This window comes from Arthrobacter sp. SLBN-100 (assembly GCF_006715305.1).
Lineage (GTDB): Bacteria > Actinomycetota > Actinomycetes > Actinomycetales > Micrococcaceae > Arthrobacter.
The window spans coordinates 619,747-635,618 of record NZ_VFMY01000001.1 but is presented as its reverse complement, the minus strand read 5'-3'; the positions used below and the strand labels follow the sequence as shown (position 1 = coordinate 635,618).

Sequence of the window (15,872 nt, the reverse complement as noted above, 5' to 3'; positions counted from 1 at the left end):
CCTGACTGAGGCAATAAAGAGGCCCGGCACAGGGTGTGCCGGGCCTAGTGGTGGAGGTGGAGGGATTCGAACCCTCGTGTACCCCCTGATTCCGAACTCTTCTACGGGTGTAGTCCACCTTGGTGCTTATCGACCCGGATGGAGCATGGCGGACAACGTCCCGTCCCGGTCTAGCTGCTGGTACAGATGTCGGCCCGCAACGCTGCCGTCATCCAGGTCTCCTTTGCTGATGCCTAAACCGCGGCCGAGAACCAGTTGCCTGATGCGGTTTGAGACAGACCTCGATTAGGTCCCCGGCCGACTAAGCGGCGAGGGCGAGATCAGAGCGTGTTGCGTTGGCATCTCTTGTTGCCCGGATTTTTGAAAGGATTCCCGTGCGCTTCCCTACCCGCTTCTTCCCGGAATGATCAGGCGGTATCGAAACCAAGTCACCCCCGGATAAGGACGCCGAAGCGTACCTCGTGGAGACCAGCGGATTCGAACCACTGACCAAGGATGGATGAAGGGCGCCCTCCCATCCCACGCTCTGCCACTGAGCTAGGTCTCCAGACGCGGCGCCGGACGCCGAACAGGCCCGTCACCGCTTTGACCTTTTTGCGGACCCAGTATGGACAACTGGACTTCGTTCACGAAACACCATTCTCAGAGCGTCCGATCGGGCGGAAGCACCCGGTCACGGGCCGTGTTCGGCGGGCCTGACTTCTCTCATGTGTGCGGCACCCCGCGCGCCTGTCTCCGCGGCCATAGCCACGGGCGATAACGTCATGGGATGAGCCCGTTCAGGATCCCTTCCGACAAGCAGATCGTCCCGTCCAAGCTGGACGCCTGGATACAGATGAACACCATCCAACGAGCCGTCCACTCCCCTGGCCCAGCCTTCGTCTACATCAAGGACATCGAGGCTGAGACCTCCGCGCGGGAGATCGACCCGGCGCGGCTCCAGACTCTGATCGAGGAGAAGGCCGTCAGGAAGGGCGACCCAACCGCCGGCGTGCCGTTCATTTACCTGGACGACCTCCTGGACGGCTTCAAGGGCACCAGGCTGGAGCCGGACGAGGTTATCAGGGCCGCGGCGATGGAGCGCCACCGGCAGGAGCAGTTGCGCCAGCAGAACTAGCGGCGCGGCTGCAGTGCCCCCGGTTGGAGTTGAACCAACGACTTCCGGATTAGAAGGCCGGCACTCTATCCATCTGAGTTACGGAGGCGGAAAGGTGCACTGGGCACCTCGAGCGGGAGACGAGATTCGAACTCGCGGCATCCGACTTGGAAGGACGGCGCTCTACCACTGAGCTACTCCGGCATTGCATTGCGAAGACTTCGGGACCCGAACATTCATCAGATCAACTGCAATTTCATTGAACGAAGAGTCCGAGCATCACCTTGCAATCGGCCCCAAAGGGTCGGTGTCGCTGAGCACGATCCATGAAGAGTCCAACCCCCTTCTCCCGGTCTCGTCAAAGGTGTAGCGTTTGCCTACATCACGGACCCTCGTGATTAGTGTCCAGGTCTCTTGGGTAGGTCGTGACCCCGATACTTGCGTGCGAACGACTCAGAACGTAGGGCCGCAAGAGGGAGCCGGAGGCAGCGATGGCGTGTGAAGACATTGACAGCGCGTTGCAAGACGCCAAGGGGGTGCTGACAGCCGCCCAAGAAGACCTCGCGGCAGCAAAATCCACGAAGGAGAAGGAATTTTTGGGGAAGGCTGTCAAGAAGGCCAGATCCCGTGTTGACACGCTGACCAACGAACTGAACTCATGCCTCGGCTGCCTCCCTGTCACCACCACCCTTGAACCTAATTTCATAAGCTCAGTTAATTGCTCGCACCCGCGTCTGGGTTTGGACCCCTTCCCGACCTTTATCTCCTCCCATGAGGACACCGAGGGCAAACGGGCCCTGTCCATGGTGTTCCAAGGGTGTGATCACGAGTCCGTTGGTCCGAGGCTCGGCTGGGCCATGACTTTCTTCCCATGGTTTCTTATCACCGTCCCCGTGCCCAGGAGGTTCCCGGACATCTTCACAGGCTTCCCGCCAGTGTTCACTTTCGCCCCTCGTACTGTCAGTTTTTCACCCACGGGTTTCATGAAAGCTGTCACTGGCCACTTCGACCGCACATCGGGTCACCTTGACCTTTGGTGTGATGTCAGCGTCATCTTTGCCGGCTTCACCGGGCTCCCGCCGCTTCTGTACGACGACCTCGATTTCGGCGTCTCGACATACTCGGGCCTGTTCACCACCAAGTCGGTCCACAGGACCGTGGCCCCTACGGGAAGCGACTTGGTTGGAAAGCAGCTCGACTGGACGACAAAGAAGCTGAGAATGGTATCCGCCGGAACCTTTCAGGACGGCTTTGCCGGCGGACGGCAGATCGAGTTCGTCTTGGACTGCGTCGTCGCCGACGAGCTGCCTAAGGGACCGTAGGACCACCGCCCGCAATCCGTCCAGCTTGAGATCCGTCAACAGCAACCCGTTCGTCGAAGACCCCGTGGGTTTGGGGCAACGTCGAAGACCCGCCCCTCTGGGTGGGGGCAGGCCTTCATTACCCAGCCAATACCGATCGATAACCACGGTCCTCTCTGCCGCCTCCCTACGGAGGGCCCCGGTGACACCGCTCGTGAAGTAGATTCAGGGAGTAAGAAGATGCTTCCTGAATCTGATTCGAGTCGGTGACGGGAATCGAACCCGCGATGACAGACTGGCAGACTGTCGTGTTGCCGTTTACACCACACCAACAGTGCAGGGTTAGGGCCTTAGCGGGGCCCTACACCTGCCCGGGATCTCGTTCCCGCGGACGACCTCATGCCTGGGCAGGTTTTCCCTCATCGGTGTTGGGGCGCCGTTTCTTCGCACCGGCGCAGCACGACCGCTGTTTCGACTCATCGCGGCGAACAAGGAAGGACGCTACTCCTACGTGGCTACTCCCAGACTTGAACTGGGGACCTTCTAGTTTTCACCTAGACGCTCTACCAACTGAGCTAAGAAGCCGAAGTCCCGAGGCCTCGATTGGAGGCCAGGGTGATCCAAGTGCCGACCCCGCCTGCCAACGTTTTCCAGCGCGCCACAACCTGGGCGGTTATGCTCGATGGATCGTCGATTAGCAGGGAAGACATGGACAACTTTGAGAAGGCCGTCTGGACAGGAATGGCTGCCATCTTTGTGGGGCTGGCTGGCGCGTTCCTGAAGAGTGCATGGGACGACGCTGAGAAGCAGGCCGAGGAGGCCGCGAATCCGCATATTCGGTGGACTGACGGGACCCGCTGGGAGAAGTAGCAATTCCCTAAGCAATCCAGTCGGGATGACAGGATTTGAACCTGCGACCCCCTGGCCCCCAGCCAGGTGCGCTACCAAGCTGCGTTACATCCCGAAGACCGGAGCGCCAGGCACCCCGGGTACTGCAAGCGGCGGGACCGGGATTCGAACCCGGGGATGGACTGGTAGTCCATCTGCTGTTTTCAAGGCAGCCGCCTTAGGCCGCTCGGACCATCCCGCCATTTTTACTGCGTCGGGGTGACAGGATTTGAACCTGCGACCTCATCGTCCCGAACGATGCGCGCTACCAAGCTGCGCCACACCCCGATTTCTACTGCGGCGCCGGTCACGGAATCGAACCCAGGAACACTTACCTGCCCGGACCCCCATCCGGGGTGAACTCCCGCCAACTCGGGCGGGCGCGTTGCCATTTCGCTAACCGACGTGCATCCGTCCGGGTCAATGCTGCTGGTTGAGCGGCACCATCTCAACCACGTGGCTCCGGGTGAGCCCGTCGGTTGTCTTCGGGCAAACAGCCAGATGCGGCAGGTCGATGGTCCGCAGCCAATGGACGGCAGCGGGGTCGGAGGTGATGTCGTCGTCGAGCCAGATGAAGCCCTCGGGACGGTCCTTCTCCAGGTCCTCGTGGATCTTTGCCAGCTTCCACCAGTGCCAGTTCATCGGGTCGTCTTCGTCAACCCCGAAGATGACCTCCCAATCAGTCGCGTCCAGGCCAATCGCCGGAGCGAGCTGAAGGGGCGCCTGTTCCTCCCAACGGGTGAGCCATTTGCCGGTCACACCGGGATGACCCGCGATCCTGTTCACGGCGTCCACCTGCTCCCCCGGACCAGTAGCCCGGGAATGCGCCAGGCACGGTGATTGGGTGCCAGTTCTCCCAGCCGGTTTGTTCGGCCGGTGGTGGGGAGAAGCGGTGGTCTGTAGCGGCGTTGAAGATGCCGTCAGCATCGAAGTAGGCGGTGATCATGTGTCTTGCTCCGATCGTTGGTTATTGCCAATGCCGGGTGGCTGGCGGTCGATGTCCAGTGTCCTTCTTAGGGATCTTCTGACTGGAATCAATCCGCTGCCCTACCCCAGCCGTGGCGCCACGGGGTCTCGAACCCCGAACCCTCTGCTTGCAAAGCAGGTGCGCTACCAATTGCGCCATGGCCCCATTCGGATCCCGCCCTGAGCAGAGAGCGGGACCTATGATCTTGAGGAGATCGTGGAGCTACGGAGATTTGAACTCCGGACCTTCTGCATGCCATGCAGACGCGCTACCAACTGCGCCATAACCCCCATTGCCGGTGGCCTTCACCATCGGTGTTGGTTGTTCTGTCCCGCCTCATGTGTGCGGAGCCTACAAACTCTCTCACCACTGAGCTGCGGACTGTCCTTACGGAGCGGAAGGCGCGGGGTTCGAACCCGCAAAACGGTGTCACCCGTCTTAGCCGATCAGCAGTCGGCCTGCTCCCCAACTTCGCTTACCTTCCTCGTGTACTGCTCGCGGAGTCCAGGAGGATCGAACTCCTACGCGGTTGCCCGCAACCGGATCTCGAATCTGGCGCCGCCGCCAACCCTCGGCTGGGGACTCCATCTGTACTGCGCGGAAGGGACGAGGTTCGAACTCGCACACGGACCAGGTCCGTCAACTGCGCTCCAGGCAGCGGCCGTCGCCATCAGTCGGCTGGCCCCTCCAAATGCACTCCCCTGCGGGAGCAGTGCCCATCCCCGGACTTGAACCGGGACGTCCTTTCGGACAACAGCCTCTCAGACTGTCGCGTCTGCCAATTTCGCCAGACGGGCGAGACGCCGGGCGCCTGGACGCGGGATAAGCAGTGACTAGCTGCCGTCCGCGGACAAGCCTTGTGGTCGAAGCAACCCGGCGGCGGGTATCTGTTTTACATCACCCAGGCATGCACCCGCCGGTCAAGGCGTTGCGGTTAATGCCTGCGCTTGGGCAACCCTGCTCATGGCCACAGTGCCCATTCCCGGACTTGAACTCGGACGTCCCAAAGGACACCAGCTCCTGAGGCTGGCGCGTCTGCCAATTTCGCCAGACGGGCGTTGCAGAGGCGGGATTTGAACCCACGATCTCCGGGGAATGAACCCGGCGGGGACGGCCGACCTCCCCTACTCTGCGCGTGGCGAATACTGGATTCAAACCAGTGAAAGCTGAGCTACCGAATTTACAGTCCGGCCCCTTTAGCCACTCGGGCAATCCGCCGAGAATTCCCGGACCGGCCTTCAGGAATAAACCTGCGCGCCGGTCCGGAAACCGTTTATCACTTTGTTTTTGAGCGCGAAGAAATAGCACCACAGGATTTGGCTTTCCTGTAGATTCTCCGTCTCGTACTTCACATTCACTATGGAATTCTCAATGAGCAATTGCATCTCTTGCGAGTGCTTTGTCTTGCGCGGGGCGGACAGGGCTTGAACCTGCGACCTACGGTTTTGGAGACCGTTGCTCTACCAACTGAGCTACCTCCCCAGTGCCGGGATCCCGGCTGGGTGGAGGCGGTCCGCTTGTCCTCATGGGGACAAAAAGAGAGACCGCCTCGGGGTTGGACTCACCCGAAGCGGCCTCTGGTGGACGGCCATGCCGTCAAAACTTAGAGGATACTTCGGTGCCTTGCGTGGTCATTCCGCTGCCAGGTGTTTCCATAGGCTTTCGGGGATTCCAACGCCGGCTTGGTCGTGGGCAGGACAAAGCCGCGGCGGCATACTGCTGCCGAGATGCTGAGCATGGATGATGCGAGCATGGCCTGTCCTTTCCTGAACGATTTCGCGGGCCCTGATGACCTGCTGAATAAACTCAAACTGAGAGACGTTGAATTTGCATTCCAAATCTCTCACGAGTTTCAGAAGGAAAATCCCCCTCCATTTAAATGTGTGCGGCGATTCAAAAGAGCGTCACCGCGACAGAAATCAGGCGCGGCGGGCTTCAGCACGGCTTCTTCCCCGAATAAGGAAGAAAGCCGTCAGGGCGCCGGAAGTGGTCGCTCCCAGGAGGAACCATGCAGAGCGTGCGAGCATGCTTCCGGTGTAGTCCCCGCACGCCCTGTCGCTGAAGTCCACTGATGCCCCGCTCGTCAACGAGGTGAAAGCTGACGGGCATACCTGAAGGCCGCTCTCACCTTCGCTGCCGTTCAGGACGAGTGGAACTGTCAGCGTTTGGAAGATCGCCGCCAGGAAGATGACAGCAACCGCGGTACCTGCCAGAAGGAGCCCACGACTGATCCATCTCCTCGCCGGCACATCTCGACTGCCGTCCCGAGTATCACCATGATCTGCCAGCATCGTTCCCCCACCCTGAAGTCGTCTTCCTGTGCAGGCTACCCCGTGGACGGGACATATCTGGCTAATGCCGGGTCCGACGCCCTGCCCGGTCAGCGAAGGCGTCCAGGGCCGCGATGATGTCGGGAGCTACCCAGACGCGGGTGCCGCGGATCTTGCCGGCGGATGCCAGGATGCCCGCTGCTTCCAACCGTTCGACGGCCCGGTACGCTGTCGCCAGAGACGTCTCGGTGTGTTCTGCAACCATCTCTGCGGTCAGCGCCGGCTCCCGCGGTACCAGGTCCAGGACTCTGCGGACGGACGATGGGCCTCCGGCCAGCCGCTCACGGTAGCTTTCCTCTGCCGCCTGGATGTCGGCCGCCAGCTGGCGGCCATTGTCGACAGCCCTCACAGCGGACTCGGCGAAGCGTTCCACGATGGGCTGGGTGGCTCCTTCGCGATAGGCACTCAGGGCATCGAAGTACAGGCGGGTATCTGTCAGTAGTCCGGAGGACACCGGGACTGTGACATTCTCGGTGACGCCCTTGGCCCGCAGCAGCGCGCTGACGATGGCTCGGCTGGTTCGGCCGTTGCCGTCCGCGAACGGGTGGATGGTTTCGAATTGGGCGTGCGCGATCGCAGCCTGGGTCAGCGCGGGAATGTCGTCGCGGCGCATGAACGCCACCAGGTCATCCATGGCCGGCAGGACGCGGTCAGGATGGGGCGGGACGAACTCTGCGGTGTGCGGCGAGTTACCGCGGATCCAGTTCTGAGCGTCCCGGTACTCCCCTGCGATGTTGCTGTCCGAGGCATTGAGCAGGGCAAGGTGCATGACGGCGATGTTCTCCACCGACAGGTCCTCGGACAGATCGATCGCAGCCTGCAGCGCCTTGACGTTGGAAGCGATCAGGGAAGCGTTTTGCTTGAGGTGTCACCCAGCTGGGCCAGGGCAATCTTGCGGGCGCCTGCGGTCAGGTTCTCGATTTGGGAGCTGGACGCGGATTCACTGCGCAGCAGCAGTGCGGCGAAAGGAGTGGTGTCCCGGCCCAGTTCGGCGTCGAAGCGGACCATCTCCAGGGTTGCCGCCTCAGGCAGGGCCTGGGTGCGGGAATCGATGGAAGGATCCAGGTCTGCGATCGCAGGAGTGACGGCGGCCTCGTAAGGCCCGCGGGCCAGCAGCCGCTGCCGCTGGGAGGCGCCGCGGTCGAGGTCGGTCTCCCAGGGGTGCTCCTCGTAGCCAATCGCGGGCCAGGCCGCCGTACCAACGGGCAGGGAGAAGCCGGGCTCGGCATGCACGTTGGCAGCAAACTCCCCGCCGGCGGGAATCGCCGCAGCCAGTCACGGACTGTTCCGCTACCGCGACGAGGATGATTTCCACACGTTCCTGGACGGGCAGGCCGTCGGTGTCGAGGAGTCCATCGGCTTCCGGCCGAAGGATTAGCGAGCGTCTACACGAGCAACCACCAGCATGGGGCAGACGATACCGTCCGATGCTCGTGGTCGCTTGTCGTTAGCCCCTGTAGTTGCCGGGCCCACACGCCGACTTGATGTCCTGCTCATAGTCTTCGGGAGCAGGAACGACCTTCTTGCAGATACTGCCGCCTAAATAGACGGCCTCGTATGCGGATTCCCGCGACGGATCGATGGCTTCCTCGAAGGGAGCGAGCACAATGTCCTGATCTGTAATCCGCTGCTTGATCTCCTTCTCGCCGTCCATAACGGTCATCTCGACATGGACCTTGCACAGTTTTGTTCTGCTCGGAATGAGATTCAGGACCACATATTCTTCTTCTTCGGGACTACTGAGGGTGATCGTGCGTCCTGGAAAAAAGGGTTCGGTCTGGGCGGCGCCCGGTGTGTAAAGCTCTACAGGTTTTGCCGGATCATCGACGAATAAGTAGAGGATAGTTGACGGGGGCACGGCTCCCCTCCCCCATCCAGTCCTCACGAGAGTTCCGCGGCTCGGGTCCTCGCATTCGCTTACGGGTCGAATGTCGGTTACCCGTACCAAGTGACTACGGTTGCCTTTCATGGTCACGGTGAATTCCCGCGCCCCCACCGGCACACCGCTGTTCTCTTCAAGCCAGGCAATTTGAGCGGCTGGCTCCAGGGCGTTCATCCGTTCGAGGTCTGCGCTGGAAAGTGACCTGCTCGCCGGGAGCGATACGTCCCCATCGGATGGCTTCAGTGAAGTAACGACGGAGATCGGATCCCCACTTTCAATGACCGTCTCGATTGCGTCTGTGATCCTGGGCTGGAGCCAGGCAGTGATCGCAGCGCCTATCGCGGCCAACAGGAGGGTTCCGCCCCAGACCAAAGGTCTCTTCCACCACCGAACATTTCCGCCAGTAGACGGACGCGATGGCGCCTTCTTCCCCGCAGAAGCTTTGGCGGGTTTACGGTTCTTTGGCTGTCCCACTCGCAGGCTCCGCTTCAGCGTTGGCTCTCATCTAAGGGCTTTATGGTAGGAAGCCAGCGCCCCACCGTCAATGGGCGCCGGCTACCCTATTTGCCGCGGTTATCCGGAGGGTCAGGCAAGTGACCTGGCGTACTCCACAGTAGCCGTACACATCCGGAGTATGACCACCATCACTAGCCCCCAGCCCCACATCCCCACCGGAGGCCAATTCGCCGGCATCGCCCGCGCAGAACCGGCTTTCAGCCTCGACTTGAGGTCCACAGCGGACCTAGCCGCGCTGGCGACCGCCGAGACGCCGCTGCTGGCGCGCCGGCGGGCCTTCCTGCAGGACCAGCTGCTCATGGTTGAGACCCGGCAGCGGGCCATCGCGTGCGCGGCCGCCGCCCACCATGTCCTGCAGCAGCACCCCGATGCCGCGACCATTATCGTCTCGGTGAAGGATGGCAGTCCTGTCATGCTGTCCAATGTCCTGGACAGCGCCGGCAGGATCCTGCCGGCCCACCGTTTCGGGGACTGGGCGGATACCGTTATAGCCGAGATTCGGCAAGAACGTGCCGGTGCGCTCGGAGAAATTGATGGCGTCGAGGCTGCCGGAGCCACTCTCCGAATCGACATCGCAGCGGTCGTCGCAGGCGCTGCGGACGAGGTAGCGGGGCAGTATCTCTACCAGCCGAAGCACGACGCCTCAGCTATCCGTGCAGCCTGAGAGAGTCTCCTAACTACTCTGCTGTGTGGCCCAGTCCTCCCCGCACGCTTCGTCCTCCTCCGCGCCGCCCGGACCAAATTTGTCGCCGTCTGCATGGCTTCCCGCTCGGCCACTTCGGCAGGTTCCCCCTGGACTGCAGCAACACGCTTGGCGGCAGCTGCACGGCGCGCGGGGAGGTGACGCACGAGCTGCGGAACAGGCCCTGACCCCGCCCACTCCCGGTACGTTGGTGTCCTCACGTTCTCCATAGTGAGCGACAAGCCGTTGATCTGAACGAGCCTATGAGGGTCAAGGGTCCGCGACTCAGCCGGCCCGGGCCCAGACTCTGAGACGAGATGGAGGATCGGCAAGTCAAATTCGATGATTTCCCTGACCTGCCTCAGGCTTCTACCTCTTCAGCCACTGGTGACCAAGGGCTCGACACCATTGTCGACGATGAGGATGTCGATCATGAGATTTTGCCCCCACCCGGCGCCATTTTGAAGCGTGTCCGTCCGAGCAACCTGAACCTTGATGAAATCGCTGGTCGTTTCGCCGACCATGAGGGAAAACTGATTCGGCCATTTGAAGCCGTCGTTGTCGAACTGTCGTGTTTGGAGTTGGATGACGTGTAGTCTGGCGACACTGAACCGGAAGGGTGGATCGGGGACGAGCTTCACTGTGAGGTTGGCACCTCCAGCGAAGGGTCCTACGAGGGCGTTTCCAAATAGAAAGATGCTGCTGGCCGTCAGGTTATTTTGCTGCCCAGTGGAAGTAAAGGTGATTTGAACTTCACGCTCGATGACGTTGTTCTTGATACCTCACTTCGATTGGAACCGCTGTCGGCAACTCTGAGGAAGTTTGAAGAATGCTCCCGCCGTCCCGTGATGTCAACAGAGTCCCGCCATAGCCCGCTAGACCGGACCACTAACAGCCGCACACAGGTAAGTCATGACGTATTCACGCCAGCCTCGAGGCATCCCCGGCGGCGGCCAGTTCGTCCCCACCGCCCACGCCGAGCCGGGCTTCGACCTGAACAGCTCAGCTCCCGCGGTTTCTGTGCCTTTCCAGGGCAGCGTTGACCTCCACAACAGGGATCTCGGCAACCTCCCGCCGCTACCCGCCAGCGTAGGCACACCTGAAATGGCCTTCGACTTCAACATCGACGGCAAGCTCGAAACCCACGTCAATGTGGGAGGCAGCAAGATGTCCTTCTCGAATGACGACATGGCTGACGAGATCACGAACACCGTCGAATCCGGCCGTAGCGGCGAAGATGACGAAGCGCCCTGGTCGGGCATCGCTGAACGAGGGCTGGCAGCAGACCCGCACCTGGGCCGGGTCGGTACACGAGCCCATCCACGGCGACACCCTCGATGTCCTGACCACTGCTGTGGACACCAACGCCGCCCGCGCCTCGATCATCAGAAGGAGCTTGGGCCAAGCCATCGAACGACTGGAGGGACGCGGACTGGATCAAGCTGGGAGCCAAGAACGCGTTCTCCAACGCCGCTGTCCGCTTCACCAACGGGGCTCTTCCCTCACAACCGCCATCACGAAGATCGGTTCGCCAAACTGCTGATGGAGGGCGAAACGAATATCGACACGATCATCGGTGAGACGTTCGACGAGCAAGCCTTGTAGAAGTTCAGGAAGCGGCGCTGGACGCCTGCAGGCGGCCCTGGGTGCACTCTTGTGGCCTTTGGTGTCTTGCCCAATCCCAGCGACGGCTCTCGGCTGCAGACGGGCAGCGAAGCGCATGCCTTAAGCCGGCCGCTTTTGGCTCAGCAGTTCGGCCAGCTCGGATGCCTTCTGTGCAGATGTGCTTTTACGGACCAAAGTAGCGGGCCTCTTCTCGCTGAGCTCAAGGATTTGTTCGTAGTGATGCTCTGTGAAACGAACGGTTCGTTTGTTCAACCGGAGATGCGGCCAAGTGTTCGTATAGTACATCTCCCGCACCATGCGCAAGGAAACACCAAGACGCTCCGCAAGCTGATCTGGTGTTATCAGTTCATTTCTGTGTTCCGTGGCCGTCATCGCCGTGCCCCTCATCGTGTGATTCTAGGAATATTCCCTACTTACGGATACCCCTATGCCTCAACTTTTTCGACGGGTGTACGTTTCGGTAACAAGGCGTCTTTACGAGTATCTGTAAGGACCTGTCGCGGGACGCCGCGTGGGTGGTTTTTCGCGTGGGTGACGTGGGTGGAACTGGGAGCTCCCAGGATTGTTTACTGGAACAAGCAGTAACAAAAAGCCCGAAATCTAGGCGATCTTGTAGTTGACGACACGCCGTGAAGGGGGTTCAAGTCCCCCTCCGCGCACAAACGGAAGCCCCGGAAAATCAGTGATTTTCCGGGGCTTCTTTGTGGTTGCCCAGCATGGGCATTTGCTTGGAGGTGAAAGTCCTCTGAAGGAGAAGGTGGTTTAACTTCTAGCCAAGGGCAACTGCGTCATCGTGAGATGGGGTGGGAAGGAAGCCGGAGGCAAATCCCTGCACCGAGGGACACGAACCGCATAGAAGGCGTGCTGGTCGGGGTAAGCCAGCCACAAATGGTGAAGCCCGTTCCACCGAAACGGCCAGTGTGTAAATGCGGCGGCGGCAGGGGGAAAGTGAATGTTCTTATCTGGGGAGATCTGTCCCAGTGCGTCATCCGGTTTACCGGGTGGAGCGGTGCGGCTCTAAGGGTCGTTGCTGATGGGGCAGAAGTCAGCCGAGGCCATAGTACCGGCGGAATCATGCGTGATTGCCGGGAAGGGCTGAACGCTGGGAATTGATGGTTTGAAGCGGTGCTTCTCGCGTGTTCCCACAAGAATCGCAGCCAACCCACGGGAGTGGTGGGACAGAGAGTGAAGGAGCGAACGGTGAATCCGGGAGAGCCCCTGTCTGTGCGTAGTGAGGACCCGGCGGGTATCGGGGAGAACATCAGGGATACATCGGATCTGTGGGAGGCAGTGTTTTCCCGGCAGAATCTGATGATCGCGTTGAAACGTGTTGAGCGTAACCGGGGTGCTGCCGGTGCTGACGGGCTGCGCACGGACGAACTTCGTGCGTGGTGTTTAGGACATTGGACAGAAACGCGGGAAGCGTTGGATGCGGGTACTTATGCTCCGTTGCCGGTTCGTCAGGTGATGATTCCCAAACCTGACGGCGGGGAACGGAAACTGGGAGTACCGTCCGTGCTGGATCGATTGATCCAGCAGGCAGTCGCGCAAGTCCCGTCCCCGGTCTTTGATCCGGGGTTCGTGCCGGTCTCGTATGGGTTCCGGCCGGGCAGAAGCGCCCATGATGCTGTGAAGGTCGCCCGAACGGTGATTTCACAGGGGTATCGGTGGGTGGTGGAGGTTGACCTGGATGCGTTCTTTGACCGGGTGAACCACGACGTGCTGATGGCCAGGGTTGCGCGGAAAGTGAAAGACAAGCGGCTCTTGAAGTTGATTCGGCGCTATCTTGAAGCCGGGATCATGGCTGATGGGGTGCGGCAACCGACGGTGGAGGGGACCCCGCAGGGGTCGCCTTTGTCGCCGTTGCTGTCGAACATCATGCTGGACGATTTTGATCAGGAGTTCTGGGGCCGGGGGCACCGTTTCGTGCGGTATGCCGATGACATCAGGGTCTTTGTGAAGTCCAGGAGAGCCGCGGAACGGGTGCTGGATCGGGCAACGAAAGTGCTTGAAACAGGCCTGAAATTGAGGGTCAACCGGCAGAAGTCCACGATTAATCCGGCAAGTGTAGCTACATTGCTGGGTTTCGGGTTCTACTTCGCCAAGGGTGAGGTGAAAATCCGGATCGCTCCGAAGGCGTTCAAACGCATGAAGGACCGCATCAGGGAATTGACCTCGCGCAAATGGAGTATTTCCATGGCTGACCGCATCCAGCAACTGAACCGCTATGTCCGGGGATGGATGGGCTACTTCCGGCTGTCACAGACGCCGCGGAAGTTCTCCGACCTTGATGAGTGGTTCAGACGAAGGATGCGCCAAATCCGGTGGAAGGAATGGAAACGTCCGCGAACACGGGTGGCAAAGCTGCGCAAGCTCGGGATCAGGCCTAATCTGGCCTACCAATGGGGCATGACCAGCCGCGCCTACTGGCGGATCGCGGGCTCGCCCATTCTCCAACGCGCCCTCCCCAACCAACACTGGGTGGAGGAAGGCTTCCTACTCTTTCACACTGCTTGGGACCGTTTTCAACGACCTAGCGAACCGCCGTATGCGAGGCCCGCACGTACGGTGGTGTGAGAGGAGGGCCGGGAAACCCGGCCCTCCTACTCGATTCTCCAGCCATGCGGTTTGTAGTTGGCGGTATGAGGTCCACTCAGTAGAAGGAAATGAGCTCGACGAGTTCCCCCACTCTGTCCTCCGGGTAGTTGCGCGCGATGTCCGCCTGGGTGAGGATGCCGACCAGATCATGGCCGTCAATGACCGGAAGCCGACGCACCTGATGCTCCTGCATGGTGCTGATCGCTTCTTCGATGGAATCGTCCGCGCCGATGGTGACCGGCTTGCCCTGGCCAAAATCCCCCGCCTTTGCGGTCCGGGGATCACCACCCTCCGCGAAGCATTTAATGACGATGTCCCGGTCCGTGATCATGCCCTTGAGCCGGTTGTCCTCCCCGCAGATCGGGAGTGCACCGACGTCCAGGTCTTTCATCTTGCGCGCCGCTGCTTCCAGGGTTTCATTTTCACCGATGCATTCAACGCCGCCGGTCATAATTTCACGTGCAGTGGTCATGGCATTCTCCTTATATTGCGCCCGAGCGGGCGTTAGAAGTTCCCCGGTCCGCGGGGGGTTCCCTACGATTTCGTCGCCCTGCGTCAGATTTCTTTGCCGCCTGGTTCGCTGAACGCCATGACTTTCCACAGGTCCGCACTGACCTGCCTGCCACAGGGATTCAGCCTTTGTCCCGGTTCTCCTATAGGTTTCCTCCTATCCTTGCTGGATGGCCCTCAACGCGGACCGGAAGCAGTGGGGTTGCCCGGAATGCTCCAGTCTAAATCGGTGTGCTTCGTCCGGACAGTCCCGCGCCGGAGCGAAAGTGAGGGGTATCTTCGCGCTACGGGCCAGGGGGTTAGAAATGTCCCTACCAGCCAACGGCATTTGGGACACCGGCGGAATGGGCAACGTTGACGCTGATGCCAAAGAGTGTCTCCAGCGCGGCCGTGTACTCGTCATGCCGGCCCGCAGCAGCCATTTCTCTTGCACGGACCGCAGGCGTGTGCAGCACCTGGCGTACAAAACGCCGCAGCACCCTGGCAGTTTCCTCAGCGGAGGTGCCGGCTCCATTTCGCTTTCTGTCCTTTTCCATTTCACGCTCAAGCGCCCGATGAAGGTGGTGGCGCCGGTCAATAATCGCAGCATCGATGGTGCGGAGGGATTCTTGTTCGTGAAACCGGCAGGCGGACTGCCGGATCAAGGTTCGGGCCAGCTGGATTTGTGCAGCGTCCGTCTGTGGACCGGCTGCGGCCCAGCACGTCGTGCGTAATGAGTGGAGCTGCCGATTGCACCCTGGCTCTGTCCACAGTCGCCGCAATGGTGCAATATGTCCTGATGGAGGCATTTCCGGCGGCCAGCCTTGGCCACGTGGTTCTGCTGGGCGATTCCATCTTCGATAACAGGGCCTATGTTGGCGGCGGCCCGGACGTCATCAGCCAGCTTCGCCAGGAACTGCCGGGCTGGAAATGTTCGCTCCTGGCCATCGACGGGGATGTCATCACCGGCGTCGCCCGCCAGCTCCGCGACCTCCCCCCGGACGCCACCCACCTGGTGGTCAGCGTTGGTGGAAACGACGCCCTCGGCTACGCGCCGCTGTTGCAGGAGCAGCCTGCCTCAGTAGCCGAGGCACTGCTTATGCTTGGCGGGGCGAGGGAGAGGTTCGACGCCGACTACCGCACCATGCTGTCCGCCGTCCTGGCCCAGGGATTGCCGACGGCGGTCTGCACCATCTACGACACACCCTCCTCGCAGCCGGACCACAAGGTCATCAAGACGGCTCTGTCCCTTTTCAACGATTCGATAACGCGGGCAGCCTTTTCCAGCGGTACACCGCTGATCGACCTGCGGCTGATCTGCAGCGAAGATGGGGACTACGCGAACCCGATCGAGCCTTCATCTCAGGGCGGCTGGAAGATGGCGAAGGCTATTGCCACGCTGATAGGATCCGGCGCGGCCGGCCCTCATTCCATTGTTGTCGCGGGGGCGTCAAGGCATGAACCCGTTACCCCGCCAAGTCGGGCGAGGTAAAGGGG

At 60.8% G+C, this 15,872-nt stretch carries 16 protein-coding genes, 16 tRNA genes, 1 other RNA gene and 1 pseudogene; 9 read left to right on the top strand and 25 right to left on the bottom strand.

Annotated elements, in window-relative coordinates:
- Positions 1-48 precede the first annotated feature (48 nt).
- Together ssrA and FBY31_RS02890 are read right to left on the bottom strand one after the other, a co-directional pair.
- Positions 49-436: a transfer-messenger RNA gene (gene ssrA, locus FBY31_RS02895) on the bottom strand.
- A 26-nt stretch (positions 437-462) separates the two neighbouring features.
- A pseudogene (locus FBY31_RS02890) lies at positions 463-547 on the bottom strand.
- Between the two features lie 222 nt (positions 548-769).
- Here FBY31_RS02890 and FBY31_RS02885 point away from each other — a divergent pair.
- Complete coding sequence (locus FBY31_RS02885) at positions 770-1,117, top strand: hypothetical protein (protein ID WP_142036635.1); 348 nt, start codon at positions 770-772, stop codon at positions 1,115-1,117.
- A 14-nt stretch (positions 1,118-1,131) separates the two neighbouring features.
- Here the strand turns inward: FBY31_RS02885 and FBY31_RS02880 are convergent.
- Together FBY31_RS02880 and FBY31_RS02875 are read right to left on the bottom strand one after the other, a co-directional pair.
- Positions 1,132-1,205, bottom strand: a tRNA-Arg gene (locus FBY31_RS02880).
- Positions 1,206-1,228: 23 nt separating this feature from the next.
- Positions 1,229-1,300: transfer RNA gene (locus FBY31_RS02875), tRNA-Gly, on the bottom strand.
- 287 nt (positions 1,301-1,587) lie between these two features.
- Here FBY31_RS02875 and FBY31_RS02870 point away from each other — a divergent pair.
- Complete coding sequence (locus tag FBY31_RS02870) at positions 1,588-2,418, top strand: hypothetical protein (RefSeq protein WP_142036632.1); 831 nt, start codon at positions 1,588-1,590, stop codon at positions 2,416-2,418.
- Positions 2,419-2,658: 240 nt separating this feature from the next.
- Here FBY31_RS02870 and FBY31_RS02865 read toward each other — a convergent pair.
- Together FBY31_RS02865 and FBY31_RS02860 are read right to left on the bottom strand one after the other, a co-directional pair.
- A tRNA-Gly gene (locus tag FBY31_RS02865) sits at positions 2,659-2,730 on the bottom strand.
- A gap of 179 nt (positions 2,731-2,909) precedes the next feature.
- Positions 2,910-2,982, bottom strand: a tRNA-Phe gene (locus FBY31_RS02860).
- 39 nt (positions 2,983-3,021) lie between these two features.
- Here FBY31_RS02860 and FBY31_RS02855 point away from each other — a divergent pair.
- Positions 3,022-3,267, top strand: a complete 246-nt coding sequence (locus FBY31_RS02855) for a hypothetical protein (protein WP_142036629.1) — start codon at positions 3,022-3,024, stop codon at positions 3,265-3,267.
- Positions 3,268-3,287: 20 nt separating this feature from the next.
- Here FBY31_RS02855 and FBY31_RS02850 read toward each other — a convergent pair.
- From FBY31_RS02850 to FBY31_RS23190, 15 genes are all read right to left on the bottom strand, one after another.
- Positions 3,288-3,361: transfer RNA gene (locus tag FBY31_RS02850), tRNA-Pro, on the bottom strand.
- A gap of 35 nt (positions 3,362-3,396) precedes the next feature.
- Positions 3,397-3,487: transfer RNA gene (locus FBY31_RS02845), tRNA-Ser, on the bottom strand.
- Between the two features lie 12 nt (positions 3,488-3,499).
- Positions 3,500-3,573: transfer RNA gene (locus FBY31_RS02840), tRNA-Pro, on the bottom strand.
- A gap of 132 nt (positions 3,574-3,705) precedes the next feature.
- Positions 3,706-4,071, bottom strand: a complete 366-nt coding sequence (locus FBY31_RS02835) for a hypothetical protein (RefSeq protein ID WP_142036627.1) — start codon at positions 4,069-4,071, stop codon at positions 3,706-3,708.
- A 273-nt stretch (positions 4,072-4,344) separates the two neighbouring features.
- Positions 4,345-4,417 (bottom strand) — tRNA-Ala (locus FBY31_RS02830).
- A 52-nt stretch (positions 4,418-4,469) separates the two neighbouring features.
- Positions 4,470-4,542, bottom strand: a tRNA-Ala gene (locus tag FBY31_RS02825).
- Positions 4,543-4,647: 105 nt separating this feature from the next.
- A tRNA-Ser gene (locus tag FBY31_RS22760) sits at positions 4,648-4,736 on the bottom strand.
- 114 nt (positions 4,737-4,850) lie between these two features.
- Positions 4,851-4,941 (bottom strand) — tRNA-Ser (locus tag FBY31_RS22755).
- Positions 4,942-4,965: 24 nt separating this feature from the next.
- Positions 4,966-5,049 (bottom strand) — tRNA-Leu (locus FBY31_RS02820).
- Between the two features lie 176 nt (positions 5,050-5,225).
- A tRNA-Leu gene (locus tag FBY31_RS02815) sits at positions 5,226-5,309 on the bottom strand.
- A 1-nt stretch (position 5,310) separates the two neighbouring features.
- Positions 5,311-5,386: transfer RNA gene (locus FBY31_RS02810), tRNA-Met, on the bottom strand.
- Between the two features lie 2 nt (positions 5,387-5,388).
- Positions 5,389-5,470: transfer RNA gene (locus FBY31_RS02805), tRNA-Tyr, on the bottom strand.
- Between the two features lie 191 nt (positions 5,471-5,661).
- Positions 5,662-5,734: transfer RNA gene (locus tag FBY31_RS02800), tRNA-Trp, on the bottom strand.
- A gap of 870 nt (positions 5,735-6,604) precedes the next feature.
- Positions 6,605-7,369 (bottom strand): Fic family protein, encoded by a 765-nt coding sequence (locus FBY31_RS23195; RefSeq protein WP_235012908.1) that lies wholly within the window; start codon positions 7,367-7,369, stop codon positions 6,605-6,607.
- A 56-nt stretch (positions 7,370-7,425) separates the two neighbouring features.
- Complete coding sequence (locus FBY31_RS23190) at positions 7,426-7,815, bottom strand: hypothetical protein (RefSeq protein ID WP_235012905.1); 390 nt, start codon at positions 7,813-7,815, stop codon at positions 7,426-7,428.
- A gap of 1 nt (position 7,816) precedes the next feature.
- On the opposite strand from FBY31_RS23190, the gene FBY31_RS22750 reads away from it, so the two are divergent.
- Positions 7,817-7,960 carry a hypothetical protein gene (locus FBY31_RS22750; RefSeq protein ID WP_160142427.1) on the top strand — a complete coding sequence of 48 codons (144 nt, stop codon included), beginning with the start codon at positions 7,817-7,819 and terminating at the stop codon, positions 7,958-7,960.
- Positions 7,961-8,029: 69 nt separating this feature from the next.
- On the opposite strand, the gene FBY31_RS02790 is transcribed toward FBY31_RS22750, so the two are convergent.
- Entirely contained in the window at positions 8,030-8,836 is an 807-nt protein-coding gene (locus FBY31_RS02790) for a hypothetical protein (protein WP_142036625.1), read from the bottom strand.
- A 262-nt stretch (positions 8,837-9,098) separates the two neighbouring features.
- Here FBY31_RS02790 and FBY31_RS02785 point away from each other — a divergent pair, with 262 nt between their 5' ends.
- From FBY31_RS02785 to FBY31_RS02775, 3 genes are all read left to right on the top strand, one after another.
- Entirely contained in the window at positions 9,099-9,644 is a 546-nt protein-coding gene (locus tag FBY31_RS02785) for a hypothetical protein (RefSeq protein WP_142036622.1), read from the top strand.
- Positions 9,645-9,979: 335 nt separating this feature from the next.
- Positions 9,980-10,258: a hypothetical protein gene (locus tag FBY31_RS02780; protein ID WP_142036619.1), complete on the top strand. Its 279-nt coding sequence runs from the start codon at positions 9,980-9,982 to the stop codon at positions 10,256-10,258.
- Between the two features lie 316 nt (positions 10,259-10,574).
- The gene (locus FBY31_RS02775) at positions 10,575-11,267 is read left to right on the top strand and encodes a hypothetical protein (RefSeq protein WP_142036616.1); all 693 of its coding nucleotides are present in this window, start codon (positions 10,575-10,577) and stop codon (positions 11,265-11,267) included.
- Positions 11,268-11,387: 120 nt separating this feature from the next.
- On the opposite strand, the gene FBY31_RS02770 is transcribed toward FBY31_RS02775, so the two are convergent.
- Positions 11,388-11,660, bottom strand: coding sequence for a hypothetical protein (locus FBY31_RS02770; protein ID WP_142036613.1), 273 nt, complete (start codon positions 11,658-11,660; stop codon positions 11,388-11,390).
- A gap of 828 nt (positions 11,661-12,488) precedes the next feature.
- On the opposite strand from FBY31_RS02770, the gene ltrA reads away from it, so the two are divergent.
- Positions 12,489-13,865 carry a group II intron reverse transcriptase/maturase gene (ltrA, locus tag FBY31_RS02765; RefSeq protein ID WP_200833292.1) on the top strand — a complete coding sequence of 459 codons (1,377 nt, stop codon included), beginning with the start codon at positions 12,489-12,491 and terminating at the stop codon, positions 13,863-13,865.
- Between the two features lie 76 nt (positions 13,866-13,941).
- Here ltrA and FBY31_RS02760 read toward each other — a convergent pair whose 3' ends face one another.
- Both FBY31_RS02760 and FBY31_RS23755 read right to left on the bottom strand, forming a co-directional pair.
- Entirely contained in the window at positions 13,942-14,358 is a 417-nt protein-coding gene (locus FBY31_RS02760) for a CBS domain-containing protein (RefSeq protein WP_142036608.1), read from the bottom strand.
- A 349-nt stretch (positions 14,359-14,707) separates the two neighbouring features.
- Positions 14,708-15,184 (bottom strand): hypothetical protein, encoded by a 477-nt coding sequence (locus FBY31_RS23755; protein ID WP_142036605.1) that lies wholly within the window; start codon positions 15,182-15,184, stop codon positions 14,708-14,710.
- Here FBY31_RS23755 and FBY31_RS02750 point away from each other — a divergent pair.
- The gene (locus FBY31_RS02750; protein WP_142036602.1) at positions 15,175-15,867 is read left to right on the top strand and encodes an SGNH/GDSL hydrolase family protein; all 693 of its coding nucleotides are present in this window, start codon (positions 15,175-15,177) and stop codon (positions 15,865-15,867) included. The genes FBY31_RS23755 and FBY31_RS02750 overlap by 10 nt on opposite strands.
- The last annotated feature ends 5 nt before the right edge of the window (positions 15,868-15,872 follow it).

Excerpts from the sequence above, each read along its gene's own strand:
- FBY31_RS02885 (WP_142036635.1), top strand. The coding sequence starts at position 770 with ATGAGCCCGTTCAGGATCCCTTCCGACAAGCAGATCGTCCCGTCCAAG.
- FBY31_RS02870 (WP_142036632.1), top strand. The coding sequence starts at position 1,588 with ATGGCGTGTGAAGACATTGACAGCGCGTTGCAAGACGCCAAGGGGGTG.
- FBY31_RS02785 (WP_142036622.1), top strand. The coding sequence starts at position 9,099 with ATGACCACCATCACTAGCCCCCAGCCCCACATCCCCACCGGAGGCCAA.
- FBY31_RS02780 (WP_142036619.1), top strand. The coding sequence starts at position 9,980 with ATGGAGGATCGGCAAGTCAAATTCGATGATTTCCCTGACCTGCCTCAG.
- FBY31_RS02775 (WP_142036616.1), top strand. The coding sequence starts at position 10,575 with ATGACGTATTCACGCCAGCCTCGAGGCATCCCCGGCGGCGGCCAGTTC.
- FBY31_RS02770 (WP_142036613.1), bottom strand. The coding sequence starts at position 11,660 with ATGACGGCCACGGAACACAGAAATGAACTGATAACACCAGATCAGCTT.
- FBY31_RS02760 (WP_142036608.1), bottom strand. The coding sequence starts at position 14,358 with ATGACCACTGCACGTGAAATTATGACCGGCGGCGTTGAATGCATCGGT.
- FBY31_RS02750 (WP_142036602.1), top strand. The coding sequence starts at position 15,175 with ATGGAGGCATTTCCGGCGGCCAGCCTTGGCCACGTGGTTCTGCTGGGC.
- FBY31_RS23755 (WP_142036605.1), bottom strand. The coding sequence starts at position 15,184 with ATGCCTCCATCAGGACATATTGCACCATTGCGGCGACTGTGGACAGAG.